Here is a 23,388-nt window from a genome sequence, read left to right on the forward strand (position 1 = left end):
ATAATCTATACCCCATCTTGTAATCTTTTACACTATTTCTCTATTATCGCTAACTCTATTTCGCTACGTAATTGGACTGGCGTATCTGCATAAACGCCAATATACTTTGCCTTTTTTTCAAATCCACCAACTAATTGGATTGGCTGCAATTCCTTTAATTCAAGTACAAAATCTGGCTGTTCCTCTGTATTGCCTAACACTTTAAAATGATAAATCTTTTCATCTTGCACAGACGTATGCAGTTGTGAAATATTTTTCAGCTTAATTTTTGTTTGTTTCAATAAACCGTTGGAAAGATATAAATTTCCGTTTTCGATCCGGACTGGATTTAGTACAAGTGCACGAGAATCTGCTAGCAAGAATAGAAGTCCATAAAGTGAAAGAATTGTATGGCCCCAAGCTAAAATCGGCATACGGTCATGGAAAAACCAATGAAATGCGATAGATTCAAATAATGCCGCATGGAAAATCATCACTAAAACAGGAACATACATTGTATTTTTGTGAACGGTAAATCCGTCTGGCTGTCTTTTCTTCCAACTGCAAAATGCATAATAAAAAACAAGCATCTCCTGGCAAAGTACTCTCATTAATACGTTATCTTTCACTTTCTCTGCTACGATTCGAGGAAATGCAAAAATAAGTTGTTCCTGCTCTAATTTGACCGTCCGAATGATGCTCGGTAAATATTTTAGAAAAACAAATAAAATGATCAACTCCACAAAAACCAATCCCGCTTCTACAGCGATTGCAGAAAAAGTTATGTAACGGAAAGGTTCCATCAATCCATTAGGGATGACTAGTCGAGCAAACAAAATACCCGCTGCAACAAAGACAATAAAATTTTTGACAGTCCATTTTCCCCTTTGCAGCAAGAGAAGCGCTGGTGCCACTACTGCACAGTCAATTAGCGAACCGATTACCATTCCCCTTACTTCCTCATCTGAAAGTGCGGAAACAAACGACAACTGATAAACAACCATATTGCTCAGTAGAATGACACAAGCAATCAAGAGCCATTTATAATCAACTACTCTTTGAAAAACCATTATGATCCCCTCCCTTAAATGCATTACATGGATTACCTAATACTTCCATTATAATCAATTACTCCCCTTCCATCATCAATAAAAAAACGCAGAAGTTCAGGTAAACTTCTGCGTTGTACTTATTCTAATTTATTCGTTCATCATACTAGCCATTCACGAGCATGTCCTTCATCAGTTCACGGTTACGTTTTTCGAACACTTCATTATGTGAAGAAACTTTTGCATACTGATCTGCTGTTGGTTCAAGGCTAATTTTGATGGCGTTGATCGCATTGACAGCATCCTGGAATGTACCGGTAATTAAATATACTTTATTATCATATTTGGAAATATCGCCAACAGCATAAATACCATCAACCGATGTCAGTCCTTTACCGTCCGTCAAATAATAATAGTCATAGTCTTTATCTTTTTCCGGAGCGAGTGCCGCATCAAAAGAAAATGAAGAATCCCGGTCATAGCCATGGTTTACAAGGACATCATCCACTACGATTTTCGAAGTTTCCTTTGTTACGACATTTTCCAAAATGACTTCTTCTATTTTTGTCTTCGTTTCATTCGCTACAAGTGTTTTAATTTGTGTATTTGTAATGATCGGAACGCCATTATCCTGCAAATGTCTGATTTGTGCTTCGTGCGCAGATAGCTTTTCGCCTCTGTAAATGACGGTAATCTGCTTGGCAATACCGATCAGATCCTTTGCCCAGTCAATCGCCGAGTTGCCCCCGCCTGAAATCAGCAGTGACTTGTCCTTAAAGCTTTGAATGCCTCGGATTGTATAATGCAAGTTCGATACTTCATACTTTTCCGCGCCTTCAATATGCAATTTAATTGGACTAATAATTCCGCCGCCTACTGCAACGATCACTTTTTTGGAATAGTGTTTTTCGCCTGAACTTGTCTCAATCACAAATAAATCTTCTTTTTTTGTGATGAAATCGACTTTCGTATTTAGACATACGGTTGGCTTAAATGTCAGCCCCTGTTTAACGAGATTTTCAATGACTTGCTGTGCTGGTGTTGGAGGCATACCGCCGATATCCCAAATGATTTTTTCAGGATAAACATGAAGCTTCCCGCCGAGCGTCGGCTGAAATTCAATAATTTTCGTTTTTAAATCTCTCAACCCTGCATAGAACGCACTGTATAATCCGCTAGGACCACCGCCAATTATCGTTACATCATAAATATCGTTCATTCGAAACACTCCATTCTTTTCATTTGTCGGAAAATTACGCTTTTCGCTAATCGTCTCCGGATTCCATTGACTAAGTTGCAGCTAAACGAGCATTCCGGATTTCGAATGGTGTCTTCCGATAGGTACAACAGAAGGCGAATCCGAAACAGGATCTTGTGTGACAACACAGTTTAGATTAAATATATCTTTGATCAATTCACTCGTAATTACGTTTGCTGGTGTTCCCTCCGAAACAAGTCGACCTTTATGTAAAGCAAAAATATAGTCGGCATAGCGGGCAGATAAATTAATATCATGGAGTACCATCACAATTGTCGTTCCGTGCTTACGATTTAAATCCGTCAATAAGTCCAAAATCTCCACTTGGTACGTAATATCCAAGTATGTAGTCGGTTCGTCCAAAAACAAAATGTCGGTTTGTTGTGCAAGTGCCATTGCTATCCATACACGTTGTCTTTGCCCTCCTGACAGCTCATCGATATGACTGTCGGCAAGTCCGGTAATGTTCATCATTTCCATCGCTTCCGCAACTGCATCATAATCCTCAGTTGACCAGCCCTTTAAAAAGCTCTGATGCGGGAATCGGCCCCTGCCAACTAAGTCAGCAACCGTGATGCCTTCAGGTACGATCGGTGATTGCGGAAGAAGTCCTAAAACACGTGCAAGTTGTTTCGGCGGGATTTTATTAATCGATTTATCATCCAACGATACTTGGCCGGAGATTGGCTTGATTAATCGTGCCATCGTTTTTAAAAGTGTCGATTTCCCACAGCCATTCGAACCGATAATAATGCTGATTTTATTGCTTGGAATCGCTAGACTAACACCTTGTAAAATCGCTTTATTGTCATAGCCTGCAACAAGATTTTCCGTTTGGAATGTATGTGTCGATTTCATCATAAATCTCCTTTCCGATTAATACGGATTAATAAATAAATTAAGTATGGTGCTCCGATTATCCCTGTAATGACCCCTACCGGATAGCGTGTTTCAAAAGCAAACTGTCCGATAAGATCTGCCGCCAATACTAAAATGACCCCGATTAAACCTGCAGGAATAAGACCTGAAAATCCGACACCTACTAATTTTTTTGCAATAGGACCTGCCAAGAATGAAATAAAGGCAATCGGACCCGTTGCAGCAGTCGCCAATGCAATCATGAGCACCGACGTAATAATAAGAATGACTCTCGTTTGATTGGTATTGACGCCTAGAGATGTTGCCGCCTGTTCACCAAGCTCCAGCATTTCCAGACGCTTCGCAAAATACATTAAAATCGGTGTGCAAATACACACGATAAGGATTAGCGGATATAAGTTCATTAATTTCGCACCGTTTAAACTACCACTCAGCCATCTCATTGCAGCCGGAATATCATGTGTATCCCCGATAAGCATTAAATAGTTGATAAAGGCCGTCAGCATCGCCTGAATGCCGATACCGATTAAAATAAGTCGACCAATCGAAAAGGATGTGCCTTTTGCAAGCAGATAGATAAAGATAGCTGTTGCAAGGCCTCCGATTACAGCTGCGATGGATACGACCGTATTGCTCGCATTTAATACAATAATACAAAATACAGCTGCAGCACTTGAACCTGTTGTTATTCCTATTACATTTGGATTTGCCAGCGGGTTGCGCAACATCGTCTGGAAAATATAACCCCCGACTCCAAATGCAAAGCCTGCAAACAAACCGGCTACCATTCTCGGGAAACGTATTGTTTTTACCGCAAAGGTTGCTCCCTTCACTTGTTCACCTAGTAAAACCTTTATGACATCCTGTACCGGGTAAATCGTGTTGCCGAGCATAAGCATCAAACCGCAAAGTACTAGCGAAATAATTGCCATCAAGGAAGTCATCAATATAAACCGGCGTTTTCTTTTTAATCTTGACGTCTTAATCATCTTCATCGTTTCATTCATCATATTGCACGCATTTTCGCTTTCATCGTAATTAAAATTAAAATTGGCGCACCTATAAAGGCTGTCACAATTCCAACTTCAAGCTCACTTGGACTGCCAAGAAGCCTTCCGATCACATCGGAAAAGGTTAAAATAATCGCCCCCGACAATGCTGACATCGGAATAATATAACGTAGATCAGGACCTACTACGAGACGTACGATATGTGTAGCTAATAAACCAATAAAGCCGATTGGACCTGCCAATGCCGTTGCAGCACCACATAATAATACGCCACCTAATGCCGCTACAATTCTTACAGTACCTGTGCGTACACCCAGCCCTGTCGCAACATCATCACCTAATGCCATCGCATTTAATGCCGGAGCTGTAATTAAGGCAATAGATAGTCCTACTACTATAAATGGAATAAATAACGTGATTGTATCCCAGCTGCCGGAACCGACACTTCCAACTTGCCAAAATCTGAACTGATCCATTACATTCGTTCTTGGTATCATGACTGCAACGACCAGTGATGATAGAATGGCACTCGTAGCTGCACCTGCCAACACGAGTTTTAATGGTGTTGCGCCACCTTTCCCCATTGAACCAATCCCAAATACAAAAATAGCGGTAATAAAAGCTCCCGTTATCGCAAGCCAAATATACTGATTTGCTGAACTGATATTCAAAAAGGCAATGCCGCAAACGACAAAAAGGGATGCCCCTGTATTGACACCTAATATACTTGGATCTGCAATAGGGTTACGTGTTACCGATTGCATAAGCGCTCCGGAAACTCCTAATGCTGCGCCACATAGTAAGCAAAAAATAGTTCTTACTAGACGCTGCCTTACGACGTTCGCTTCATGAGACAGAGCTTCTGAATGGAATAACCCATTCAGAAGATCTGTCCAGCTAATCATCCGCGAACCAAATACAAGTGATGCTAGTATACATAGTCCGAGTAAAATAATTAAAAGCAATAATACTTTTATAAAATTACGCGGCATCATAATTTGCTTCTTTTCTAAAACGGATGTACTTTTCATATTACTTTAACTTTTTTGCAACTTCCGAAATTAAAGTTACATACTCGTCGATTGTATATTGAATTGACAGCGGGTTCGGATTTCCTGCAGCAGCAAGTGGTGTGTTGTCGGGAATAATTAAAACCGTACCATTTTTGATTGCAGGTACTTCGCCTAAAATCGGATCTGCCTGAAGTGCTTTTAATGTGTTGTCATCGCCATATGCAATCAGAATTTCAGCATCATTTAAAGCATCTGCATTTTCTGAACTTAACTCGATATAGAAGCTGCTTTCATCCTGAACTTGCGCTTTAATGCTTTCCGGATATGCCATACCTAGATCTTCCAGTAATTCACCGCGTGGGTCAGCTGGTGTATAAATATAGAACTTCGATAAATCCGTAGCGTTAAACATACCGAACGCCGCTTTTTTACCTTTGATTTCCGGGAATTCATTTGCTTTATCTTGAATTAATTTTTCTGTATCAGCGATTAATTGTTTACCTTCTTCTTCCATACCCATACCTTTTGCATTGTATAGGATTTGGTCACGCCATGTAATTACCCATGGAGTTTCCGGATATGCAACAACCGGTGCAATCTCGCTTAATGTATCATACTCTTCTTGTGTAAGTCCTGAATATGCTGCTAAAATAACATCCGGATTTGAATCTGAAATCGCTTCAAAATCTATGCCATCTGTATCTTGGTAGATGTTCGGGTTTTCTTCACCAAGCTCTTTTAATTTTTCTACTGTCCATGGAAGCATACCGCTTTCATCTTGTACACCGTAGTTTGCTGCTGAGAAACCAACTGGTACTACATCTAAAGCAAGTGCAACATCATGGTTTGCCCATGCAACTGTAGCTACACGTTCCGGCTTTTCTTCAATTACTGTTTCACCTAATGCATGTTTGATTACGATTGGATATTGTGTTGCCGAATCTTCAGAATTCGAAGAGCCTGTTGTTTCATTTGAATTATTCTCATCTGTACTTGTTTCTTTATCTGAGCAACCCGCAACAACTAGTAAGCCCATTGCTACGAAAAGCATTGCCATTAAAGAATAGAACTTTTTTGTTTTCATCTCATTAACGCCCCTTAAAATTGATTGATAACAATTATCATTATCACTAATTAGAATAATAATGCTATTTGATAACGATTGTCAATGAAATTATTACTTAATTCGTACTATTTTTTTATATAGTAAGAATTTTATAAGAATATAAATAAAAAAGCGGATTCTCCATTGAGAAACACGCTGTATCTAATATGGACTATACTTATTTTCCTATTCATGTTCCGCTTGCGATTAACCACCACCCCTTATTACTCTTATTCTAGTCTTCAATAAATATTTTTTCTATTTTATTCTTTATTTCTCTTTAAATTAACGTTAACGTAAATGGTATACTTTCGCCAATGGGGGGTGTCTATGTGAAATCCATTAAAACGATCGCTAAAGAATATGCACTCACACCGAGAACATTGCGCTACTATGAAGAGCTCGGGATTTTGAAACCGACACGACCTCATAATGGAATGCGCCATTATACCAAACGGGAGGAGGCAAAGATCAAGCTAATTATCCGCGGAAAAAAGTATGGCTTTACTATGGAAGAAATTAAGGAAATGATTTTGCTTTTTGACCTTGATCGTACAGGTATTAAACAGCTGGAGCGGACAATCGAATACGGTCAGCAAAAATTAAAGGAAATTGACCAGAAGATTCAAGAGTTGCATGAAATCCGTCAAGATATCGAAAGGACGGAAGCTATTTTTCGGGAAAAACTAATTCTATTATTGGAGGACCAATCATGATTATTTCTAATCTGTTAGCTCGTCATGCAAGAAAGTATCCGAATCAAGTTGCTGTCATTAGTCTCGGTCAGGAAACAACGTATCAACAATTAGATGCCCAAGTAAATAAAATCGCCGGTTCATTGCGTGCAAGCGGAATTGTTAAAGGCGATAAAGTTGGGATTTTCATGCCAAATGTGCAAGAGTTCGTCGCGCTTTACTTTGCCATTCAGCGTATTGGGGCTGTCGTTGTACCGATCAATGCCAAGTTTGTCATGCGTGAAATTGAGTATGTGCTCAATCATAGCGACGCGAAGGCTATCTTTGTCCATGAGCTGATTTTCGAACAGGCCGCTACAATTATGTTCAATGGTCTTAAAGTAAAAACAGGTCCTGCTGTCCATGACTGGCAAAGCATCGATCAATTCCAGGCAGCTGCCAATAATGAGGTCATATGCTGTAATTTAGTGGAGGAGGATGATTCGACTTTACTTTATACATCCGGCACAACCGGCAATCCAAAAGGAGTTTTACTGTCTAACCGCAATGTACTTGCTGTTTCGCATATGATTGCAATTGAAATGGAAGTAAAACCCGAAAGCCGAATGCTTATTATGATGCCGTTAACTCATTCTGCTCCATTAAACTTATTTTTTGTTACAGCCATTTTAGTCGGGGCAACCGCTGTACTCACTCCGACGTTTACTCCTGACTTGTTAATAGATACGGTTGAAAAATACAAAACGACGCATTTCTTCGGTGCACCTGTTGCCTACCTTCTAACTGCCGGCTCACCGCGTATCGCAAATGCGGACCTATCTTCAATGAAATGGTGGGTGTACGGAGGCGCACCACTGTCTGAAAAAGAAGTCGTATATATTCAACAGCAGTTTAATACTGACAACTTAGTATGTGTGTACGGTTTAACGGAAGCCGGTCCGAGCGGTTCGATATTACATGCTGCCGACCACCCTCACAAGGCAGGAAGTATCGGCAAGCGAGCACCATTTGGAACAGAGCTGCGTGTTATTAACGCATTAAATGAAGATGTAGCTCCTGGTGAAATTGGCGAAATCGTTTTATACGGTGAAGGTAATATGAAAGAATACTATAAAAATCCGGAAGAAACGAAAAACATTTTCGTTGATGGCTGGGTACGTTCAGGTGATTTAGCCCGCATTGATGAAGACGGCTATATTTACATTGTTGACCGTAAAAAAGATGTGATTATTTCCGGCGGTGTCAATATTTATCCGAAAGAAATTGAAGATCAGCTATTGCTGCATGACGCTATTTTTGAAGTAGCGGTATTCGGTGTACCGCATCCTGAATGGGGCGAAACAGTAAAAGCGGTTTACTGTGCGAAAGTCCCTGTTTCCGAGCAGGAAATTCGCAAGCACTTAGATGGTAAACTTGCCGCATTTAAAATTCCGAAAATCTTTGAACAAACTGAAGCACTTCCGCGCAATGCTTCCGGGAAAATACTAAAACAGCAGCTAAGAGGTGAAGCAAATGCAAGTGTTAGCCAATAAACGTGAAAAGAGCCAGAATTTTTATGAATTTGATCAAACATTGCATCAGCTATTACAGCAAAAGCTTTCGCCGTCTTTTTACCGTTATGCAGATGAACGGCTGACTGCATTCGGTGCGCTTTGTGCCGGACCAATTGATGCCCGTGCCAAAGTGACGGACCGGGAAGGTGAACCGAGATTACGCCGCTATAATGCATACGGCGATGAAGTAAGCGAAGTCATTGTGAATGAGGGCTATAAACAAACGGTTGCCGAGACTTATGCAATAGGGATTGTCGGCTATGTGCATAAAGACATTCCTGAATTAGGTCACAAAGGCAATTATGTATACAGCTTTGCGCAAGGCTATTTATTATCTCAAACAGAACCCGGCTTTTACTGTCCCGTTACATTGACGATGGCGACTGCGTACTTATTCGAACACTATGCATCTGAAGAGCTGAAGCAAAAGTTTATGCCGCACATCTGTGCAACAGGCGATACAGAATTATTTGAAGGGGCTACTTTTTTAACGGAGCGTCAAGGGGGATCCGATGTTGGTGCGAACGTCGTGGAAGCGCGATATGAACAAGGTGAATGGCGTTTATACGGTGAGAAGTACTTTGCATCGAATGCTGGGATGTGCGGAGTTGCAATGGTACTTGCGCGCCAGACGACCAATTCCAAACAGGGCTCACGTGGCTTAACATTGTTTGCTGTTCCATGGCGTGACGACGATGGTGAGCTTAACCAAATTACAATCCGCCGATTGAAAGATAAGCTTGGCGTAAAAGCGGTACCTTCAGGAGAGGTCGAGTTTAATGGTGCAAAAGCATATGTTATCGGGGATTCGTCCAAAGGAATCTACTATATGCTCGAAGCGCTCAACTTGTCCCGTATTTGTAATGCCGCAGCATCTGTTGGCATTATGAAACGCGCACTGGATGAAGCGGTCCATTATACAAACGGGCGTATCGCCTTTGGACATACAGTTGCCGAGTTTCCAATGGTGAAGCATACGTTAGGCGCATTGCAAGCAAAATGGCATGCATCACTTGTCGCGTTGTTTGATTTAGTGTCGCGCTATGATGAAGTTGTCAGCGGGAATGCTTCAGAGGAAGAACAGCAGATCGTCCGCCTGTTAATTGCATTAGTGAAGAAGGAAACAGCAGAATGGGCAATTGAATTTACGCATGAAGCGATCGAACTTCATGGCGGTAACGGCTATATCGAGGATTTCGTGCTCCCTCGCCTGCTTCGCGATGCCCAAGTATTGACCGTTTGGGAAGGAACTGCGAATATTTTGGCACACGAGCTTATTCGCCTCGTGCAAAAAAATGCGCATATTACGCTACTTAATGAATTACAGCAAACGAACCATCCGTATTTGCAGCAACTTGCCTCTGTCGTAGAGCAGCGTTTTACAGTGTTTGTCACACTGGATCCGGCAATGCAAACACTTGAGGCGAAACCGCTTATGCAGCAGCTGGCCCGTCTTTATGAAGCGGTTGTCGCAGTAAAGCATGGTGAAACAGCTGGTGAACGTGAGCAGGTGCTGGCGGAAATTTATATCGAGGAACAGTTCGATCAGAAGCCCTTTGGTGAAATGCCGTTAGCGGTGAAAGGGTTTGAGGTGTTGAATTGCGGTTATTGAAAAATTAAGTTTAAGTGTAGCGCCTGGTTTGGTTACCGGGCGTTTTTTTGTTTGGTTGGGCCGGGTTTTCTAATTCGCAGATGTTCTATTATAATTTTATTTGTTCTAATAAAGTTGCAATTTTCTAATATATTGTCGTTCTAATATCGGGTCGGTTTGTTCTAATATCACCTCCCGATTTTCAATTATCCGGTCGAGTTCTTCTAATATCGACTACAATTGTTCTAATAAAATCCACCCCGAAAGCCCACCATAACAAAATAACGGATGCAAACGATTCTAAACCGTCCACATCCGTTACTTATTAAATCTTACTTCGCTTCTTCAATTGCTTCCATTAAAGCTGGGAATAGTTTTGCATCGTCCGCATCTTCATCTGTTACTTCATTTAAAATCTCAAAATCATCTGCGTCGATGACAAACAGGCTCATGCCGTCTTTTAAAAACTCATCGGCTTCTACTTCGCCTTCGTAATATTGATACGTTGCTAAAACGATGTTTGAACCTTCTTCTTCATCAAAGAAGAAATAAAGCTTTTCCGTGTTGCCGTATACTTCTTCCAGCACATCCTCCAGCGCTTCCGTACCTTTACTCCATTTCACTTCATTATTTACTGTCGCTGCCACGAGCGATTCTAATAGTTCGTCTACTGTATTTGTCATCATAACCCTCCAACTCCGCTCTTTATGGCGGTTAGTATTCCCACTGTAACATAAATCTAACGATAAAACGTTAAGGAGTATTATTTGCTCACGATTTGTTCATTCACCTCATAATGCGCAGCGAATAATTTTTCGATCGTCAATTGCAATAGATCAACTAATGTTACAAATGCAAAGTCCGCGTCAAGCCGCTCAGTCCATTTATGCGGATCTCTTCCAATCGGACCGATGTTCAGCACCGGAACATTCAGCTTTTTCATATCCCTGATCGGCAGCGCGTAGCCTTTATCCCAAACCGGCATATTGTTTATAAGCGACGCAATCGAACTGTTTTCATAGTTCAACCCTACATAGCTTAAATCCGATATTCCGGCGAAGTAGTTTTGAATAGTAAACTCCATTTTAAATGTTTCATGCGTGTATTGCTTCAACTCATTTACAAGATTGCTGATGAGTCCATTTTTTCCTGAACTGATTGCAGGATAAAATGGCGGCGCAAAGAAAATGACAATCATCGGTGCCAGCTCATTACATAACGCAGCTAGTTGATCAACTAGGTCAATTGTTCGTTCCCGATCTTCTCTATCGCTGTCACCATTTGATAGAAGCTCTCCAACTTTCTCTTCGCCGTATTTCTCCCGCACATATTCGTAAATTTCCTCATACGTCATGACCCTCACTTTTAATTGCTGCGGTGTAAATTCCGTATGCTGTGAATATTTCGTAGCTTTGTTCATATAGGACTGTTCAATTTTATTTGCCGCTTTGATCGCTTTTTGCTGGAGCAATGAAACGACGTCTGTCATGCTTCTTTCAAATAACAATAAATTAAACAGTGTCACAGCCCGATGTGAAATTTGTGTGGAATATCTCGTTTTCAAGTCGCGATAAATTAAATTCGTAGGTGGCGGTGTAATTTCCTCGCCCACTTTTTCACAAAAGTCCGTATTTAATTCCATTTCAGCTGTGATTACCGATGCCATATAATTTGCATTCAGTCCCCCGAACGGTTCCCCGACATGAGTTTCCTTCCCGTAGCATAAAAAGCCCGGCAATGCTTTTCCTATAGATCCGGTATAGAAGTAATTATTTTTATCGCCAGGAAAATTGCTGAACATCGGCTCTGAATTTAAAATCGTTGTGTATTCAAGATTATGCTCTTCCGAAAGTTGTACAAGTTTTGGAACCGCTGCTCGCATTCCTTCAGAGTTTACTTCTTCATCCGGTACGGTCAATAACAAGATGTTGCCGTCATACTCTCCGAACGTCGCTCGTTCAACAATAGACATATGCAATGCAAGCCCGCACTTCATATCCATTGTTCCTCTGCCGAATAGCCAGTTCCCGCTATCGATATCAACTCGCACTTCTTCAGGCAAATCGTCTTTGATTGAGTAAAATTGTTCCGTTAGCTTCTCGGGATTAAAAGCATATTGTTTCCATTTTCCGTAGTCCTGTACATCCACTACATCAAAGTGACTAATTAATACGACTGTTTTTTTAGTATCCGGAGATTTTTTGACCAATGCGCTAATAAAACTGCGCCCATCACTCAAATATGTTTGATTTAAATGGCCAGGGTTTTCTTTGAAATACGCCAGCTCCGACAATTTATTCACTACAATATCAGGGAAATCCTTTTCTGCTTGTGAACCTGAAACACTTTTCACTTGTACAAGTTCACATAATAATTGCCTTAACTGCTCTTTGCTCTTCCATTTAAACACAACATACCCTCTCCTTTGTCTAATTCTAGCTGTCTCTCTATGTCGCCTCATTTTCCTCAGTGTAAATAAATGCGAATATTCAGTCAATCTTTTGTTTAAGAATATAATACTCTTTGATATTTGCAATCGATTAAATACAATCACGATCAGAAGATAAAAAAATCCCGCTACCATTAAAGATAGCGGAATTTGTATGTGCATTTAAGCTTATTTCTTTTCTTACCTATTATTATATGGAATTATTGAATTGAAGATAATGCGTAAATTAATAACGGCTTGCCGGAATATCTTAAAGATTTTCCGCACATTCCTCGATTAAGCGTCTTTCTATCATATACTCCAAAAATCTGTTGGTAGCCAAATTCATTGAGTTTTAATTCTTTTCAGTTATTTTTCTAATTCATAAACATCAGTTATGTGAATATAATATTTTTGTTCTACATTATTATTGATAAGTTTTCCTTCATATAATAATGTACCTTGTTCAATATCAAAAATCTTGAGTACAAAATTGTTATTCACTTCTGTCATGACGTAGAATTTTCCGTTTAGTGTAGCCGTGCTATTAAGTTCAGGAATTAACACTTTTTCAGAATACGGTACAGTAATCGGTTCGAGCCATCGCTGCTGTCCGATATTATATCTGTAAATGACTATTTCCTCTTTTGTTGAATAGGCGATAACTAAATAATTATCATCCACTTCAATACTTTGCATGTTCTGATCTAAACCTTCCGGTAACTGAATATCTGTTATTTCGTTCGTTTCCGTATTTAATGCGCTGAACTGACGTGAAAAAATATCTTGTTCAGGACTTTTCAAATCAAAAGAATTTATAGAATAGACGTGGTATTTTTCATGACCTAAATTTGAATAAGAATTGTAGGAATCAATACTTCTCCTTGTCGTATCATCCGTTGTTGCTTCTTCCAGTAAAGTTTCACTCAGCAGCTGCTGCTTTTTCAAATCAATAATCACATGATACATTTTTTCGCTTCCGTCATTATCCATTTGTTTTACAATAAGTTTAAGCTCATTATCAACAACCGTAATGTCATTATAAAAAACCCAGTTATATCTATTTTTCAGTTGTGACTCGATAGTAAATGAAGTTTTTTCATCCTTCACTTTATCCAGTATATCAACTTCATAACTATATGTGTCCCCTTCTTTTATCTTCCAGCCTTCTTCAGGTTCATTCATATAAATTAGCTTCGTATCGTCTTCAAAACAGTTATTTTCAATAAATGCTTTACCGCGCATAAAGCTTTTATGTTCATCTATAAGTCTTTGAAACGTAATCGGCACTGTACGGTTATGAATAGATTCAATTAATGTGGATTCATCTTTACTAATAAGAAGTGAATTGTATCCTATCCCATACTCAACGCTTGTTTCGAACATCAATGAATCTATATATTTATCATCACCTGAAATTTTTTCGAACGTAAAATCATACTCTTTGTCTTTTGCGTTCACTACTTTTATATAGTGCACAGTAAATGTTACAACGATGATTCCGGCAATTAAAAGAAGTTGCCAATATTTTTTCATGTAATTCCCCTCCTCTACACATTAATCTTTCGTTTTAATAAATAATCTGCTAAATAAATCGCAAGGGCAGTTGTTAAAATACTGAACCCAGTAACTAGTAAATAAATTTCATTCGTATAAAAATAATCGGTAATCGTTTGAATGATTACTGGAACCATTACTATGACTACTGAAATGACAATATAGATTAATGCCAGGAAAATTCCTTTAAGATGATAGCTGCGTTCAAATAATATAGAGGTAAAAATTACGGCAACAGCTGTGATGCCAATTACATAATAGAAAACAAATAATAACGGTGATTGTGGATACAATAAATTCAGTACGTCAGTAGAATAAATATAAATTACACTGTTAGCCTGCCATAATTGGTCAGGTACTATTAGTTGAGTAATTTGTTTCACAACTTCCAGTAAGATGATTTGCATTCCTGTTAAACCGAAAACAAAAAGCAAAATTGTTGTTAATTTGGCAAAATACACATTTCTGCGTGCTGTAGGAAGCATGAGCAAACGATAAATAACCGATGATTTCCCTAACCAGTCACGGTACCAAATAAAAAATACATAGATCATAAGTAAAGCTGCTGCAAATACAACGGACAGTATGAAGTATTCCGAAAATAAAAATTTCTGCAGTGAATACGCACCATAGGTTTGTATATAGTCGCTTACTGTCATTTGCTCACGCAGCATCGTTGTTTCCGCATTGCTTACATAATGTAAAGACGTGATAATGGCCCCGAAAATTTGGGCTGCTACTACCGCAATTATTAAAGCTAGAAAGAGTTTGCTAAATCGTTTCACTTCAAAATTGACGAGCTTTATATAGTGATTCATCCGACATATACCTCCCGCATTACATCTACTACGGATTTGCCTTCTGTTTCCCGCATCTGTTCAACATTCATTTCTCTTAATACACGGCCGTCTCCAATGAGCACCGCTTTGTCGATTAAATGTTCAATATCATTAATTTCATGTGTTGTAATAATGACGCCTCGGTTTTCGATTAAATGACTCGTAAAGACATTTGCAATCTGTTCTCTTGAAAAGATATCGATTCCTGAAAATGGCTCATCCATTAGTATGTAGTCTACATCCAATGCCAAGCCAAGCAGTAAATTGACTTTTGCCGTGTTCCCTTTTGACAAGCTTGAAATTTTATCGCTCGGATCCAGTTGAAAAAAGGCAAGAAGTTCTATTGCCCGCTGTTCATTCCACACTTTATAAAAATCGGCCATAAACTCGAAGCTTTGTGCAATTGTATAGTTTGGTGACATTGTCAGACGGTCTGGAATATACGTAATTTTTTCGTACGCATCTTTGCTGATTTTTTTGCCATCGATAAAAATTTCGCCTCGGTCAATCGGAGTGAGCGCCATGATTGATTTCATAATGGTCGTTTTTCCTGCACCGTTAATTCCGATCAGGCATGTAATTTGCCCTTTTTCTGCAGTAAAGCTCATATCTTTCAATACTTGCTTTCTTTTATATTTTTTAGAGACATTTTTTACTTCAATCACGCTGCTCCGCCTCCTCATACTGTTTCTGTACGAGCTTCATTATTTCGGGAAGTGGCGCATTGATTGATTTTATCGAACTGATAAATACTTGCACCGCTTCACTAATTAATTCTTCACGTACACTTTTTAATACCGCTTCATCTTTCGTAATGCAACTTGGCATATTTCCTTCTGTATAAATCAATTTCTGCTCCTCCATTTCCTTATAGGCACGCTGCACTGTATTCGGGTTGATTTTGAGCTGATTGGCCAACTCCCGTCTAGATGGGATGACATGTCCTGGCGCAAACGAACCTTTTGCAATTTGTTCCTTAAAATGACGGATAACCTGCACATATACAGGATCCCGGTTATTGAATTTCACATCCACCTTGTTCAGCTCCTTTCGTGTATCATTCACTTAGTACACCATCCGCAAAAAAATTCGTCGGACCGTACTCTGTACTAACCACTTAATACAGTATGCACAAAAAAATGTATTAAGCACTTCATACACCTAATAAGTGTATTATGTAATTAATACATTATTTTGTCAATATTATTTTTCACAGGTAATCATTTACAGATGTTTTCGGATAATCCGATTTAATCCATTCATGGTCATTTGAAAGTTTTTCATCGCTTATAAGGAAATATTGATAATGGACTCGATTTCCCTGATCCGGAACCGGGTCATTCCATGTAATATCGAGGTGATACCACTGTCCATCCACTTTCACCAAATTCCAGGCATGTGGTCCGCCTGCATTACCGACAACATATTTCGCCTCGATACCGAGCGCTTCAAACATTAATAAGGCGGCTAATGCATATCCTTCACAGACACCTTCCCCATTCATTAAAACAGAATACGGTGTATGTGGATTCGCTTTACTGTTCACATTGTACTCTGTATGGACGACTAAATAATCATTCACAAATTTAACTTTCTCCGATTCCGTTGCGTTTTCCGGAATTGTACTTATAATTTGATCGATTTTCCCTAGCACAATGGCATTTTCTTCTGCTGTTAAATCATAGTTTACCGTTGCATGCCATTCGACTTTATTGCCATAGTATTTGGCACGTGTTGAAAACTCGCCCATGACCGCCCATAAATACGGTTCATTTACTTCCAACCATGCAAATACTTCATCTATTGTCGTTTCAAAATCGGAGACATCCCCTTCATAGTACACCGTAAACTGATTTTCAAATTGCGACATATGGTGGGCGATTGCCTGGCCTAACTGCTCCACATTTGTCACTGCCTGCGGTAAATCTTTTACGTCATAAACCGGAACAACTTTGTTATTTGCCAAATCCTGAAATTTAAAGCTTTGCAATTTATTTTCACCTTGCATAAAGCTTGTCACGATTTGATCGATTTTATCTTCCAAGTTAACATTCAGTTTTAATTGAATGTTTTCGTCAACTGTCGGCAATGTCAATGAAGAAGCTTTTACTTCATCCTTCAAAATGCCGCCTGAAAGAATTGTCGCAATAAGAAAAAGACATGTAAATAACCCTTTTGAATACGTTAATGCGCTTGCATACAGTTTTGTAAAAGGATTTCTCGTCATACGATTTAATTCTGTATTTGCTTTCAGTTCAAACTTATCTCGGTCTCTGGAGGCAAATAATCGATTTGGTTTTGATGTCGCGTTATTATAAACACTTTTATATACGTCATAAAGCTGTTGCTTATTGCCTTTTGCCAATTTAATTTGTTTAAAATTCTGCCTGATTCCTTTTCGTATTCTGCTTCGAATATATAATTGAGCAGTAAAGGAACGGAACAGCTTTATAAAAATTACTAGGACGATTAGAAAAATGATTGAAAAAATAATTAAATTACTCATATTACCCCCTACTAATTTTACTTATTTCTATATTACTTAATTATAGTTTCAAATGATAAATAATATGCATGACATTCTCATAAATAGTCCTTGTGCTATTTTTCCTCGCCCCTTAATTATAGATTAGCTTTATAGTAAATGAATTTTCCGATAATGATTTACTTCCACAACACAAAAGTGTAAAATTACACTAATAGAGTATCATTACTTTTATTGAAAGAGGTGATTGTGTGGAAAGAGATACAGAGATGCTGGAGAGGATTGCGGCTTTGGAACAGGAAGTACGCTCATTAAAAACAGAAGTACAGCATTTAAAGCAGCATGTGAAAATAGAGCAAGTTGTACCCGTTAAAAAAGAACCGGTAAAACCTTTTGTACGAGAAAAACTATCTGTACCGAGTACGGTTGCTGTTCCAAAGGAAGACCCTATTCCAGAAAAGGAAAAGCGGTCACTTGAAGAATTGTTTACTCGCGCATTACCGCGAATCTTTACGGTCATTTTAGTGCTCGGTGTCCTTTGGGGTTTGAAACTCGTTAGTGATTACGGCTTCTTATCCGATAGCGTCAAAATTATTGCCGGCTTTGTATTATCGATCGGCCTTGGCGCATGTGCCTATTATATGGAGAAAAAGGAAAAAGGGTCGCGGGTTGTCGCGTTATCGCTTTACGGTGGTACCTTCATTGTCGGGATTTTAACTACTGCTGCGGGGGCCATTTTATATGACGTGCTCGGTTTATATGTAGCACTGATTTTTGCACTAATTTATATTGTTTACGGAGTTTTCATCAGCTATGTTAAAGGAAATGAAGCATTGACGGCACTCGTTGTCTTTACGTCATTATTACTGCCATATTTACTGGAATACATGCAGTTTAGCGGAGTTATTATCGGCATTTTCGTCGTGTTGCTGTTCGCCGTTGTGCAAGTCGTTATTTTAAAGCATACACAGCGTAGAGCACTTTATATCGGGACTGCTTTTTCAGTTTTAGCACTGGCAGTTGTTTCGATATTCCATGATGAACGACTCGTCTTTTTTGCCTTTGCGATCATTGCGGTTTTCAGTCTTTTTCTCGTAAGTTTCTTACGGTTATATTCTAGTAATAGTAAATTGCATGCTAGTTTACTATTCACCTTTACTGTCATCGTCTTGTCATTAATAAACGGAATTCTTTCTCGTGAAGATACTCCGTTACTAATTGCTCTTATTTTGTTCTTTGCGATTGTAGCTGGTGCTTTATATATCGTTTTCAAGCGCGCGGACCGACTGTTGATCGATATGTTCGGAACATTATCGGCTATTGTACTGCTGAATATTATTACTCAGCTCAATATTTCAAGTGAAATGTCATTACTTCTGATGATTGTCGTAGCATATGGCGGACTGGTCGTTGCGGTGAAGCATGCGATTTTATTCATGAAATGGGTTAAGGGTATTACGTTTTCTATACTCGCCTTTTTCGTTTTAATGTTTTATGAAGTGGAACCATTTTTCTCGCTGAAGCATTTAAACATTGTTCTTGTCATTGCTATGCTTGTCGTTCTTTATAAAGTGCTGCTTCAGTATAATGCTGAACCGGTTGAAGAGAAAAAGAGATTTTTCAGATTGGAAGATATTTATCCGTGTCTATTATATTTAGTTGCCCTGCTATATTTTTGGAAACTGGACTGGGCGTATATGCCACAGCATTATACAACGTTTTTAGCATATAGTGTAATTGCGTTTGCCTTTGCCGCTGTTTTAGTCGTCAAACGCGAAATTGTCGGCCAAATTCTACCTTGGCTTGCTTCTGGCGTTTACGTGTTTGCGGGACTTGTTTTACTTTCCACTGTATGGGTTGACGACCAGGCAGTTCTTGTCGCCCTTATCGTTCGCATTTTATACTTTGCTATTCTGTGGGCAATTGTTGCAGATGCTTGGGAACAAGGGTGGATTTATAAAAACTACACAACGTTTTTAAGCCAAAATACAGAGAAACTGACGATCGCCAGTATAATTATTTCGATTTTATGGATTTTCAGTATAACGAATTTCATGAATTTCCATGATCTTCTCAATTGGAGCTCAGCGGTTATTTTAAATACTGTATTCATTTTTATCTTCGCCTGCTTATCACTGTTCCTAGCAGCGAAACGAAGTTACTCTAACTTGAAAATGGTTGGTATTGGCTTACTGTTCTTCGGGATTATTAAAATGATTTTCTTTGATTTATCTGAGCTGGACATTCTGATTCGTTCGATTTCGTTCATTATTATCGGTGCAATCGGACTTGTCATTTCAAACAAGCTACTTGGAAAAGGAAAAGACGAATAATTGTTATATGAAAATAGTCTGGGCAATTTTGCTCAGGCTATTTTTCATTCCAATTCGTCGAAATAGAAATGGTATTATGTTATATTTAGTGTATTATTACACGAGGTGATTCGATGGATCGAGATTTTATCATACAAATAACATCGGAAAGTTTAAAACTTATCCGCACTGAAAATAATTATACGCAAGATAAAATGGCCGAAATTTTGGGCATTTCGAAAAAGACACTCGTACAAATCGAGAAAGAGCGCACTTATGCAAACTGGACAACGACAATTGCGATCTGTGCCCTATTCCGCCATAGCGAAACATTGCAAAACCGTATTGGCGGGGATCCGATGGAAGTCATTGAACTAACTGCGCATAATGTCATCATTACCCCGCGCGAAAAAACGATGGGCGGGTATATATGGTGGAAGAACATCGAAGAATATAAAAAACACCGCCTTCAGCAAAACCTATTAAGCAAGCATTACCGCATTTTAGACGACGAAAACTATCGAATCATTAGTACGTTTGAGGAAGAAGTCGTAATGGAAAAATGGCAAGCGATAAAATCCATCATTTAATTAGATTACGAATTATTATATTGCTGTTGTCCTGCTGATTGAAATTTCCCCTGTCAGCAGGATTGTTAATTTTAGGTAACCACCTTTTTTACTAACACTTAATCCCCCCCAAAAAATTTATTAATTAACAACATTCACCTTCCCATTTTTAACAGAAAATTTGTACAAACTATATAATTTGCTGTTTTTTTAACTTTTATAAACTTTTCCAATAAAAAAACATTGAAAATTATCTTAATTCAGAATACTATTATTTATAAATATTAATGAACTTTGTTCACTATATTAATAATATAAGTCGTTTCAATGGGGATTGGGGGACTTAAGGGGGAACGTATATGAAAAAAGTAAACGTAGCACAGGTCATTGCGGAGAGTAAATTTAACCGCTTTCATTTCAGCTTATTGGCATGGTGTTTTCTCATTATTTTATTTGATGGGTATGATTTGGTCGTCTATGGTACGGTTGTTCCTGTACTGATCGAGGAATGGGGATTAACTACAGTTCAAGCCGGCGCAATTGGTAGTTATGGTTTGTTTGGTATGATGTTTGGTGCCATCATCTTGGGAATTTTAGCAGACCGTCTCGGAAGAAAAAAAGTTACCGTGATTTCAATCGTATTATTTAGTTTGTTTACATTGCTATGTGGCTTTACAACAAACGTAGTGTTATTTTCAATTTTCCGCTTTATCGCTGGTTTAGGCCTCGGTGGAATTATGCCGAATGTAATCGCTTTATTGACAGATTATTCACCTAAAAAAATGCGCAGTATGGCTGTTTCCATCGTATTATGCGGCTATTCTGTCGGTGGGATGATAGCTCCTATTCTAGGAATTTTGATTATGCCTAGTTTAGGCTGGGAGTCGATTTTCTGGGTTGCCGGAATTCCACTGCTATTTTTACCATTGATGTATAAAAAGCTGCCGGAATCAGCAGTTTACCTTGCTAGAAAAGGACAAAAAGAAGAGTTATTCAAAAATTTACGAAAAGTAAACCCAAGTTTAACTTTTGATGGAACGGAAGAGTTGGAACATATTCCTGTGGACAATTCTAAAGTACCGGTAGTCGGTTTATTTAAGGATAAGCGTGGTTTAAGTACGGTCATGTTTTGGACGGCGTTTTTCTCTTGCCTTTTAATGGTTTACGGTTTAAACACATGGTTGCCGAAATTAATGATTGAAGCTGGCTATGGGTTAAATTCGAGCTTGGGCTTCCTTATTACCCTTCAAGGGGGGGCAATGGTCGGAACTATTATTATAGCCCGTTTATGTGATAAATACGGCTCAAAGAAAATGCTAGTTCCGATGTATGCCTCAGGAGCAGTCGCTCTAACACTTCTAGGATTTGGCGGCAATACATTTTACATTTACGTGTTAGTTGCCGTTGCAGGTGCTGCGACTATTGGTGCTCAAAATATTGTACAAGCTTACGTTTCACAGTATTATCCGCCTAATATCCGCTCCACTGCATTAGGGATGGCATCCGGAATTGGACGGATGGGTGGTATGATGGGTCCCCTTTTAGGCGGGTTCTTATTATCGATTGCGTTACCGATTGAAATGAACTTCATCGCATTTGCCATTCCAGGTTTAATAGCGGCAATCGCTTTAACATTCGTTTCAGATAAACGCTCGTATGTAAATCTGCAAGGTAACGTGTCTGCAGAAAAGGTTGCCTCAACTAAAGCAACACTATCTGAAGCAGTTGATTGATGAAAAAGTCATTTTTCTCCATGAGGAAAATGGCTTTTTTTATTTCCTTTGAAAACCTGTCTTTACATTGTCTTGTAAATAAACTTCCCCTCCTTGTAAATAAACTTCGAATTTCGGGTATGATTTATTAAACAACTTTTTTAAGGATGTGTGTACGATGTGGAAGGAAATTTATGCGGATTTACATATACATATTGGGCGCACTTATAAAGGACGGGCAGTCAAAATAACAGGAAGCAAAAACTTAACGCTGACAAATATTTTGGAAACCGCTACTTCGAGAAAAGGATTGGATTTAATCGGTATTATCGATTGTCATTCACCAGAAGTAATCGAAGAAGTAGAACAGCTTCTTCAAGAACAAAAAGCAACAGAATTAGCGGAAGGCGGAATTCGTTATAAAAAGACGACGCTTATTTTAGGAACGGAAATCGAGATTTATGATGCCAATTGTCATGGACCGATCCATGTCCTTTGCTATATACCAACACTTACAAAGATGAAACAGTTTTCGAATTGGCTGCAGCTTCATCAGAAGAACATCCATTTGAGCACACAACGGACACGATGTGATGGCCGTACACTGCAGGAAAAAGTCCGTGATCTTGAAGGTCTGTTTATTCCGGCACATGTATTTACCCCATTTAAAAGTCTTTTTGGGAAAGGTGTTAAAAGCAGCTTAACGGAAGTTTTCGATCCAGACCTTATTGATGGAATTGAACTTGGCTTAAGTTCGGACACGATGATGGTCAAAGGGATCAGTGAGTTGGCCCCATATAGTTTTGTAACTAATTCGGATGCGCATTCTTTAGGAAAGCTAGCCCGTGAATATCAGAAAATCCGGTTAAAGGATGCAAATTTTGAAGAGCTGAGAAAAGCGCTCCATCAAATTGAAGGCAGACAAATCATAGCTAATTACGGACTCAATCCCCTTCTTGGCAAATATCACGAAACGGTATGTGCCAACTGTGGCGAACAATTAATAGAAGAAGGTCATAGCCGATGTCCTCATTGCGGAAAGGAACAACTGATTAAAGGCGTTGCAAAAAGAATTGTAGAATTAACGGATAACCCGCTACTGGAAATCAGCAGGCCTCCATACATTCATCAAGTTCCGCTCGACTTTATTCCAGGTATTGGTTCTAAAACAATCGAAAAGATGCTGGATTCCTTTGGAACCGAGATGAATATTTTGCATAAGGCTTCATTGGAAGAACTGAAAAACGTCATTCCTGAAAAACTCGCACTGCTAATCGACTTATCGAGAAAAGGAAAAATTGCCATAACGGGAGGCGGTGGCGGAATTTACGGGAAAATTGATACGAATTAAATC

General features: G+C 39.0%; 20 protein-coding genes. 7 read left to right on the forward strand and 13 right to left on the reverse strand.

All coding sequences use genetic code 11. The features are described from left to right. Window positions 1–32: 32 nt before the first annotated feature. The 6 genes from AC0VXV_RS15515 to AC0VXV_RS15540 form a co-directional block, all read right to left on the reverse strand. Window positions 33–1,049 (reverse strand): hypothetical protein, encoded by a 1,017-nt coding sequence (locus AC0VXV_RS15515; RefSeq protein WP_475529078.1) that lies wholly within the window; start codon window positions 1,047–1,049, stop codon window positions 33–35. A 145-nt stretch (window positions 1,050–1,194) separates the two neighbouring features. Next, window positions 1,195–2,247 (reverse strand): NAD(P)/FAD-dependent oxidoreductase, encoded by a 1,053-nt coding sequence (locus AC0VXV_RS15520; protein ID WP_475529079.1) that lies wholly within the window; start codon window positions 2,245–2,247, stop codon window positions 1,195–1,197. Window positions 2,248–2,328: 81 nt separating this feature from the next. Beyond that, complete coding sequence (locus AC0VXV_RS15525) at window positions 2,329–3,144, reverse strand: ABC transporter ATP-binding protein (RefSeq protein WP_475531475.1); 816 nt, start codon at window positions 3,142–3,144, stop codon at window positions 2,329–2,331. Beyond that, the gene (locus AC0VXV_RS15530; protein ID WP_475529080.1) at window positions 3,144–4,175 is read right to left on the reverse strand and encodes a FecCD family ABC transporter permease; all 1,032 of its coding nucleotides are present in this window, start codon (window positions 4,173–4,175) and stop codon (window positions 3,144–3,146) included. Before AC0VXV_RS15530 ends, AC0VXV_RS15525 begins: the two co-directional genes overlap by 1 nt. Further along, complete coding sequence (locus tag AC0VXV_RS15535; RefSeq protein WP_475529081.1) at window positions 4,172–5,206, reverse strand: FecCD family ABC transporter permease; 1,035 nt, start codon at window positions 5,204–5,206, stop codon at window positions 4,172–4,174. The genes AC0VXV_RS15530 and AC0VXV_RS15535 overlap by 4 nt, the downstream gene beginning before the upstream one ends. Window position 5,207: 1 nt before the next feature. Then, window positions 5,208–6,272, reverse strand: a complete 1,065-nt coding sequence (locus tag AC0VXV_RS15540; RefSeq protein WP_475529082.1) for an iron-siderophore ABC transporter substrate-binding protein — start codon at window positions 6,270–6,272, stop codon at window positions 5,208–5,210. 353 nt (window positions 6,273–6,625) lie between these two features. On the opposite strand from AC0VXV_RS15540, the gene AC0VXV_RS15545 reads away from it, so the two are divergent. From AC0VXV_RS15545 to AC0VXV_RS15555, 3 genes are read left to right on the forward strand one after another with little or no spacing between them, the layout of a single operon-like run. Next, window positions 6,626–7,009 (forward strand): MerR family transcriptional regulator, encoded by a 384-nt coding sequence (locus AC0VXV_RS15545; RefSeq protein ID WP_475529083.1) that lies wholly within the window; start codon window positions 6,626–6,628, stop codon window positions 7,007–7,009. Continuing rightward, window positions 7,006–8,520 (forward strand): class I adenylate-forming enzyme family protein, encoded by a 1,515-nt coding sequence (locus AC0VXV_RS15550; protein ID WP_475529084.1) that lies wholly within the window; start codon window positions 7,006–7,008, stop codon window positions 8,518–8,520. The genes AC0VXV_RS15545 and AC0VXV_RS15550 overlap by 4 nt, the downstream gene beginning before the upstream one ends. Next, a complete protein-coding gene (locus AC0VXV_RS15555) occupies window positions 8,501–10,153 on the forward strand; it encodes an acyl-CoA dehydrogenase family protein (protein ID WP_475529085.1) in 1,653 nt (550 codons plus the stop codon). Before AC0VXV_RS15550 ends, AC0VXV_RS15555 begins: the two co-directional genes overlap by 20 nt. A gap of 311 nt (window positions 10,154–10,464) precedes the next feature. Here the strand turns inward: AC0VXV_RS15555 and AC0VXV_RS15560 are convergent, their stop codons facing one another. The 7 genes from AC0VXV_RS15560 to AC0VXV_RS15590 all read right to left on the reverse strand — a co-directional run bounded on the left by AC0VXV_RS15560 (window position 10,465) and on the right by AC0VXV_RS15590 (window position 17,462). After that, window positions 10,465–10,818, reverse strand: coding sequence for a hypothetical protein (locus AC0VXV_RS15560; RefSeq protein ID WP_475529086.1), 354 nt, complete (start codon window positions 10,816–10,818; stop codon window positions 10,465–10,467). Between the two features lie 77 nt (window positions 10,819–10,895). After that, entirely contained in the window at window positions 10,896–12,542 is a 1,647-nt protein-coding gene (locus AC0VXV_RS15565) for a M20/M25/M40 family metallo-hydrolase (protein ID WP_475529087.1), read from the reverse strand. 387 nt (window positions 12,543–12,929) lie between these two features. Next, window positions 12,930–14,096, reverse strand: a complete 1,167-nt coding sequence (locus AC0VXV_RS15570; protein ID WP_475529088.1) for a hypothetical protein — start codon at window positions 14,094–14,096, stop codon at window positions 12,930–12,932. 14 nt (window positions 14,097–14,110) lie between these two features. Continuing rightward, the gene (locus AC0VXV_RS15575) at window positions 14,111–14,935 is read right to left on the reverse strand and encodes a hypothetical protein (protein WP_475529090.1); all 825 of its coding nucleotides are present in this window, start codon (window positions 14,933–14,935) and stop codon (window positions 14,111–14,113) included. After that, on the reverse strand, window positions 14,932–15,621 hold the full coding sequence (locus AC0VXV_RS15580) for an ABC transporter ATP-binding protein (protein WP_475529091.1): 690 nt from the start codon (window positions 15,619–15,621) through the stop codon (window positions 14,932–14,934). The genes AC0VXV_RS15575 and AC0VXV_RS15580 overlap by 4 nt, the downstream gene beginning before the upstream one ends. Continuing rightward, window positions 15,614–15,991, reverse strand: a complete 378-nt coding sequence (locus tag AC0VXV_RS15585; protein WP_475531476.1) for a GntR family transcriptional regulator — start codon at window positions 15,989–15,991, stop codon at window positions 15,614–15,616. Before AC0VXV_RS15585 ends, AC0VXV_RS15580 begins: the two co-directional genes overlap by 8 nt. Before the next feature lie 175 nt (window positions 15,992–16,166). Next, a complete protein-coding gene (locus AC0VXV_RS15590; RefSeq protein ID WP_475529092.1) occupies window positions 16,167–17,462 on the reverse strand; it encodes a transglutaminase domain-containing protein in 1,296 nt (431 codons plus the stop codon). A 230-nt stretch (window positions 17,463–17,692) separates the two neighbouring features. On the opposite strand from AC0VXV_RS15590, the gene AC0VXV_RS15595 reads away from it, so the two are divergent. The 4 genes from AC0VXV_RS15595 (at window position 17,693) to AC0VXV_RS15610 (ending at window position 23,385) form a co-directional block, all read left to right on the forward strand. After that, a complete protein-coding gene (locus tag AC0VXV_RS15595) occupies window positions 17,693–19,774 on the forward strand; it encodes a DUF2339 domain-containing protein (protein WP_475529093.1) in 2,082 nt (693 codons plus the stop codon). A gap of 113 nt (window positions 19,775–19,887) precedes the next feature. Further along, the gene (locus AC0VXV_RS15600; RefSeq protein ID WP_475529094.1) at window positions 19,888–20,343 is read left to right on the forward strand and encodes a helix-turn-helix transcriptional regulator; all 456 of its coding nucleotides are present in this window, start codon (window positions 19,888–19,890) and stop codon (window positions 20,341–20,343) included. Between the two features lie 338 nt (window positions 20,344–20,681). Next, window positions 20,682–22,055 (forward strand): MFS transporter, encoded by a 1,374-nt coding sequence (locus AC0VXV_RS15605; protein ID WP_475529095.1) that lies wholly within the window; start codon window positions 20,682–20,684, stop codon window positions 22,053–22,055. Between the two features lie 157 nt (window positions 22,056–22,212). Continuing rightward, entirely contained in the window at window positions 22,213–23,385 is a 1,173-nt protein-coding gene (locus AC0VXV_RS15610; RefSeq protein ID WP_475529096.1) for an endonuclease Q family protein, read from the forward strand. Window positions 23,386–23,388: the final 3 nt, after the last annotated feature.

The organism is Solibacillus sp. iso_87 (genome assembly GCF_056173085.1).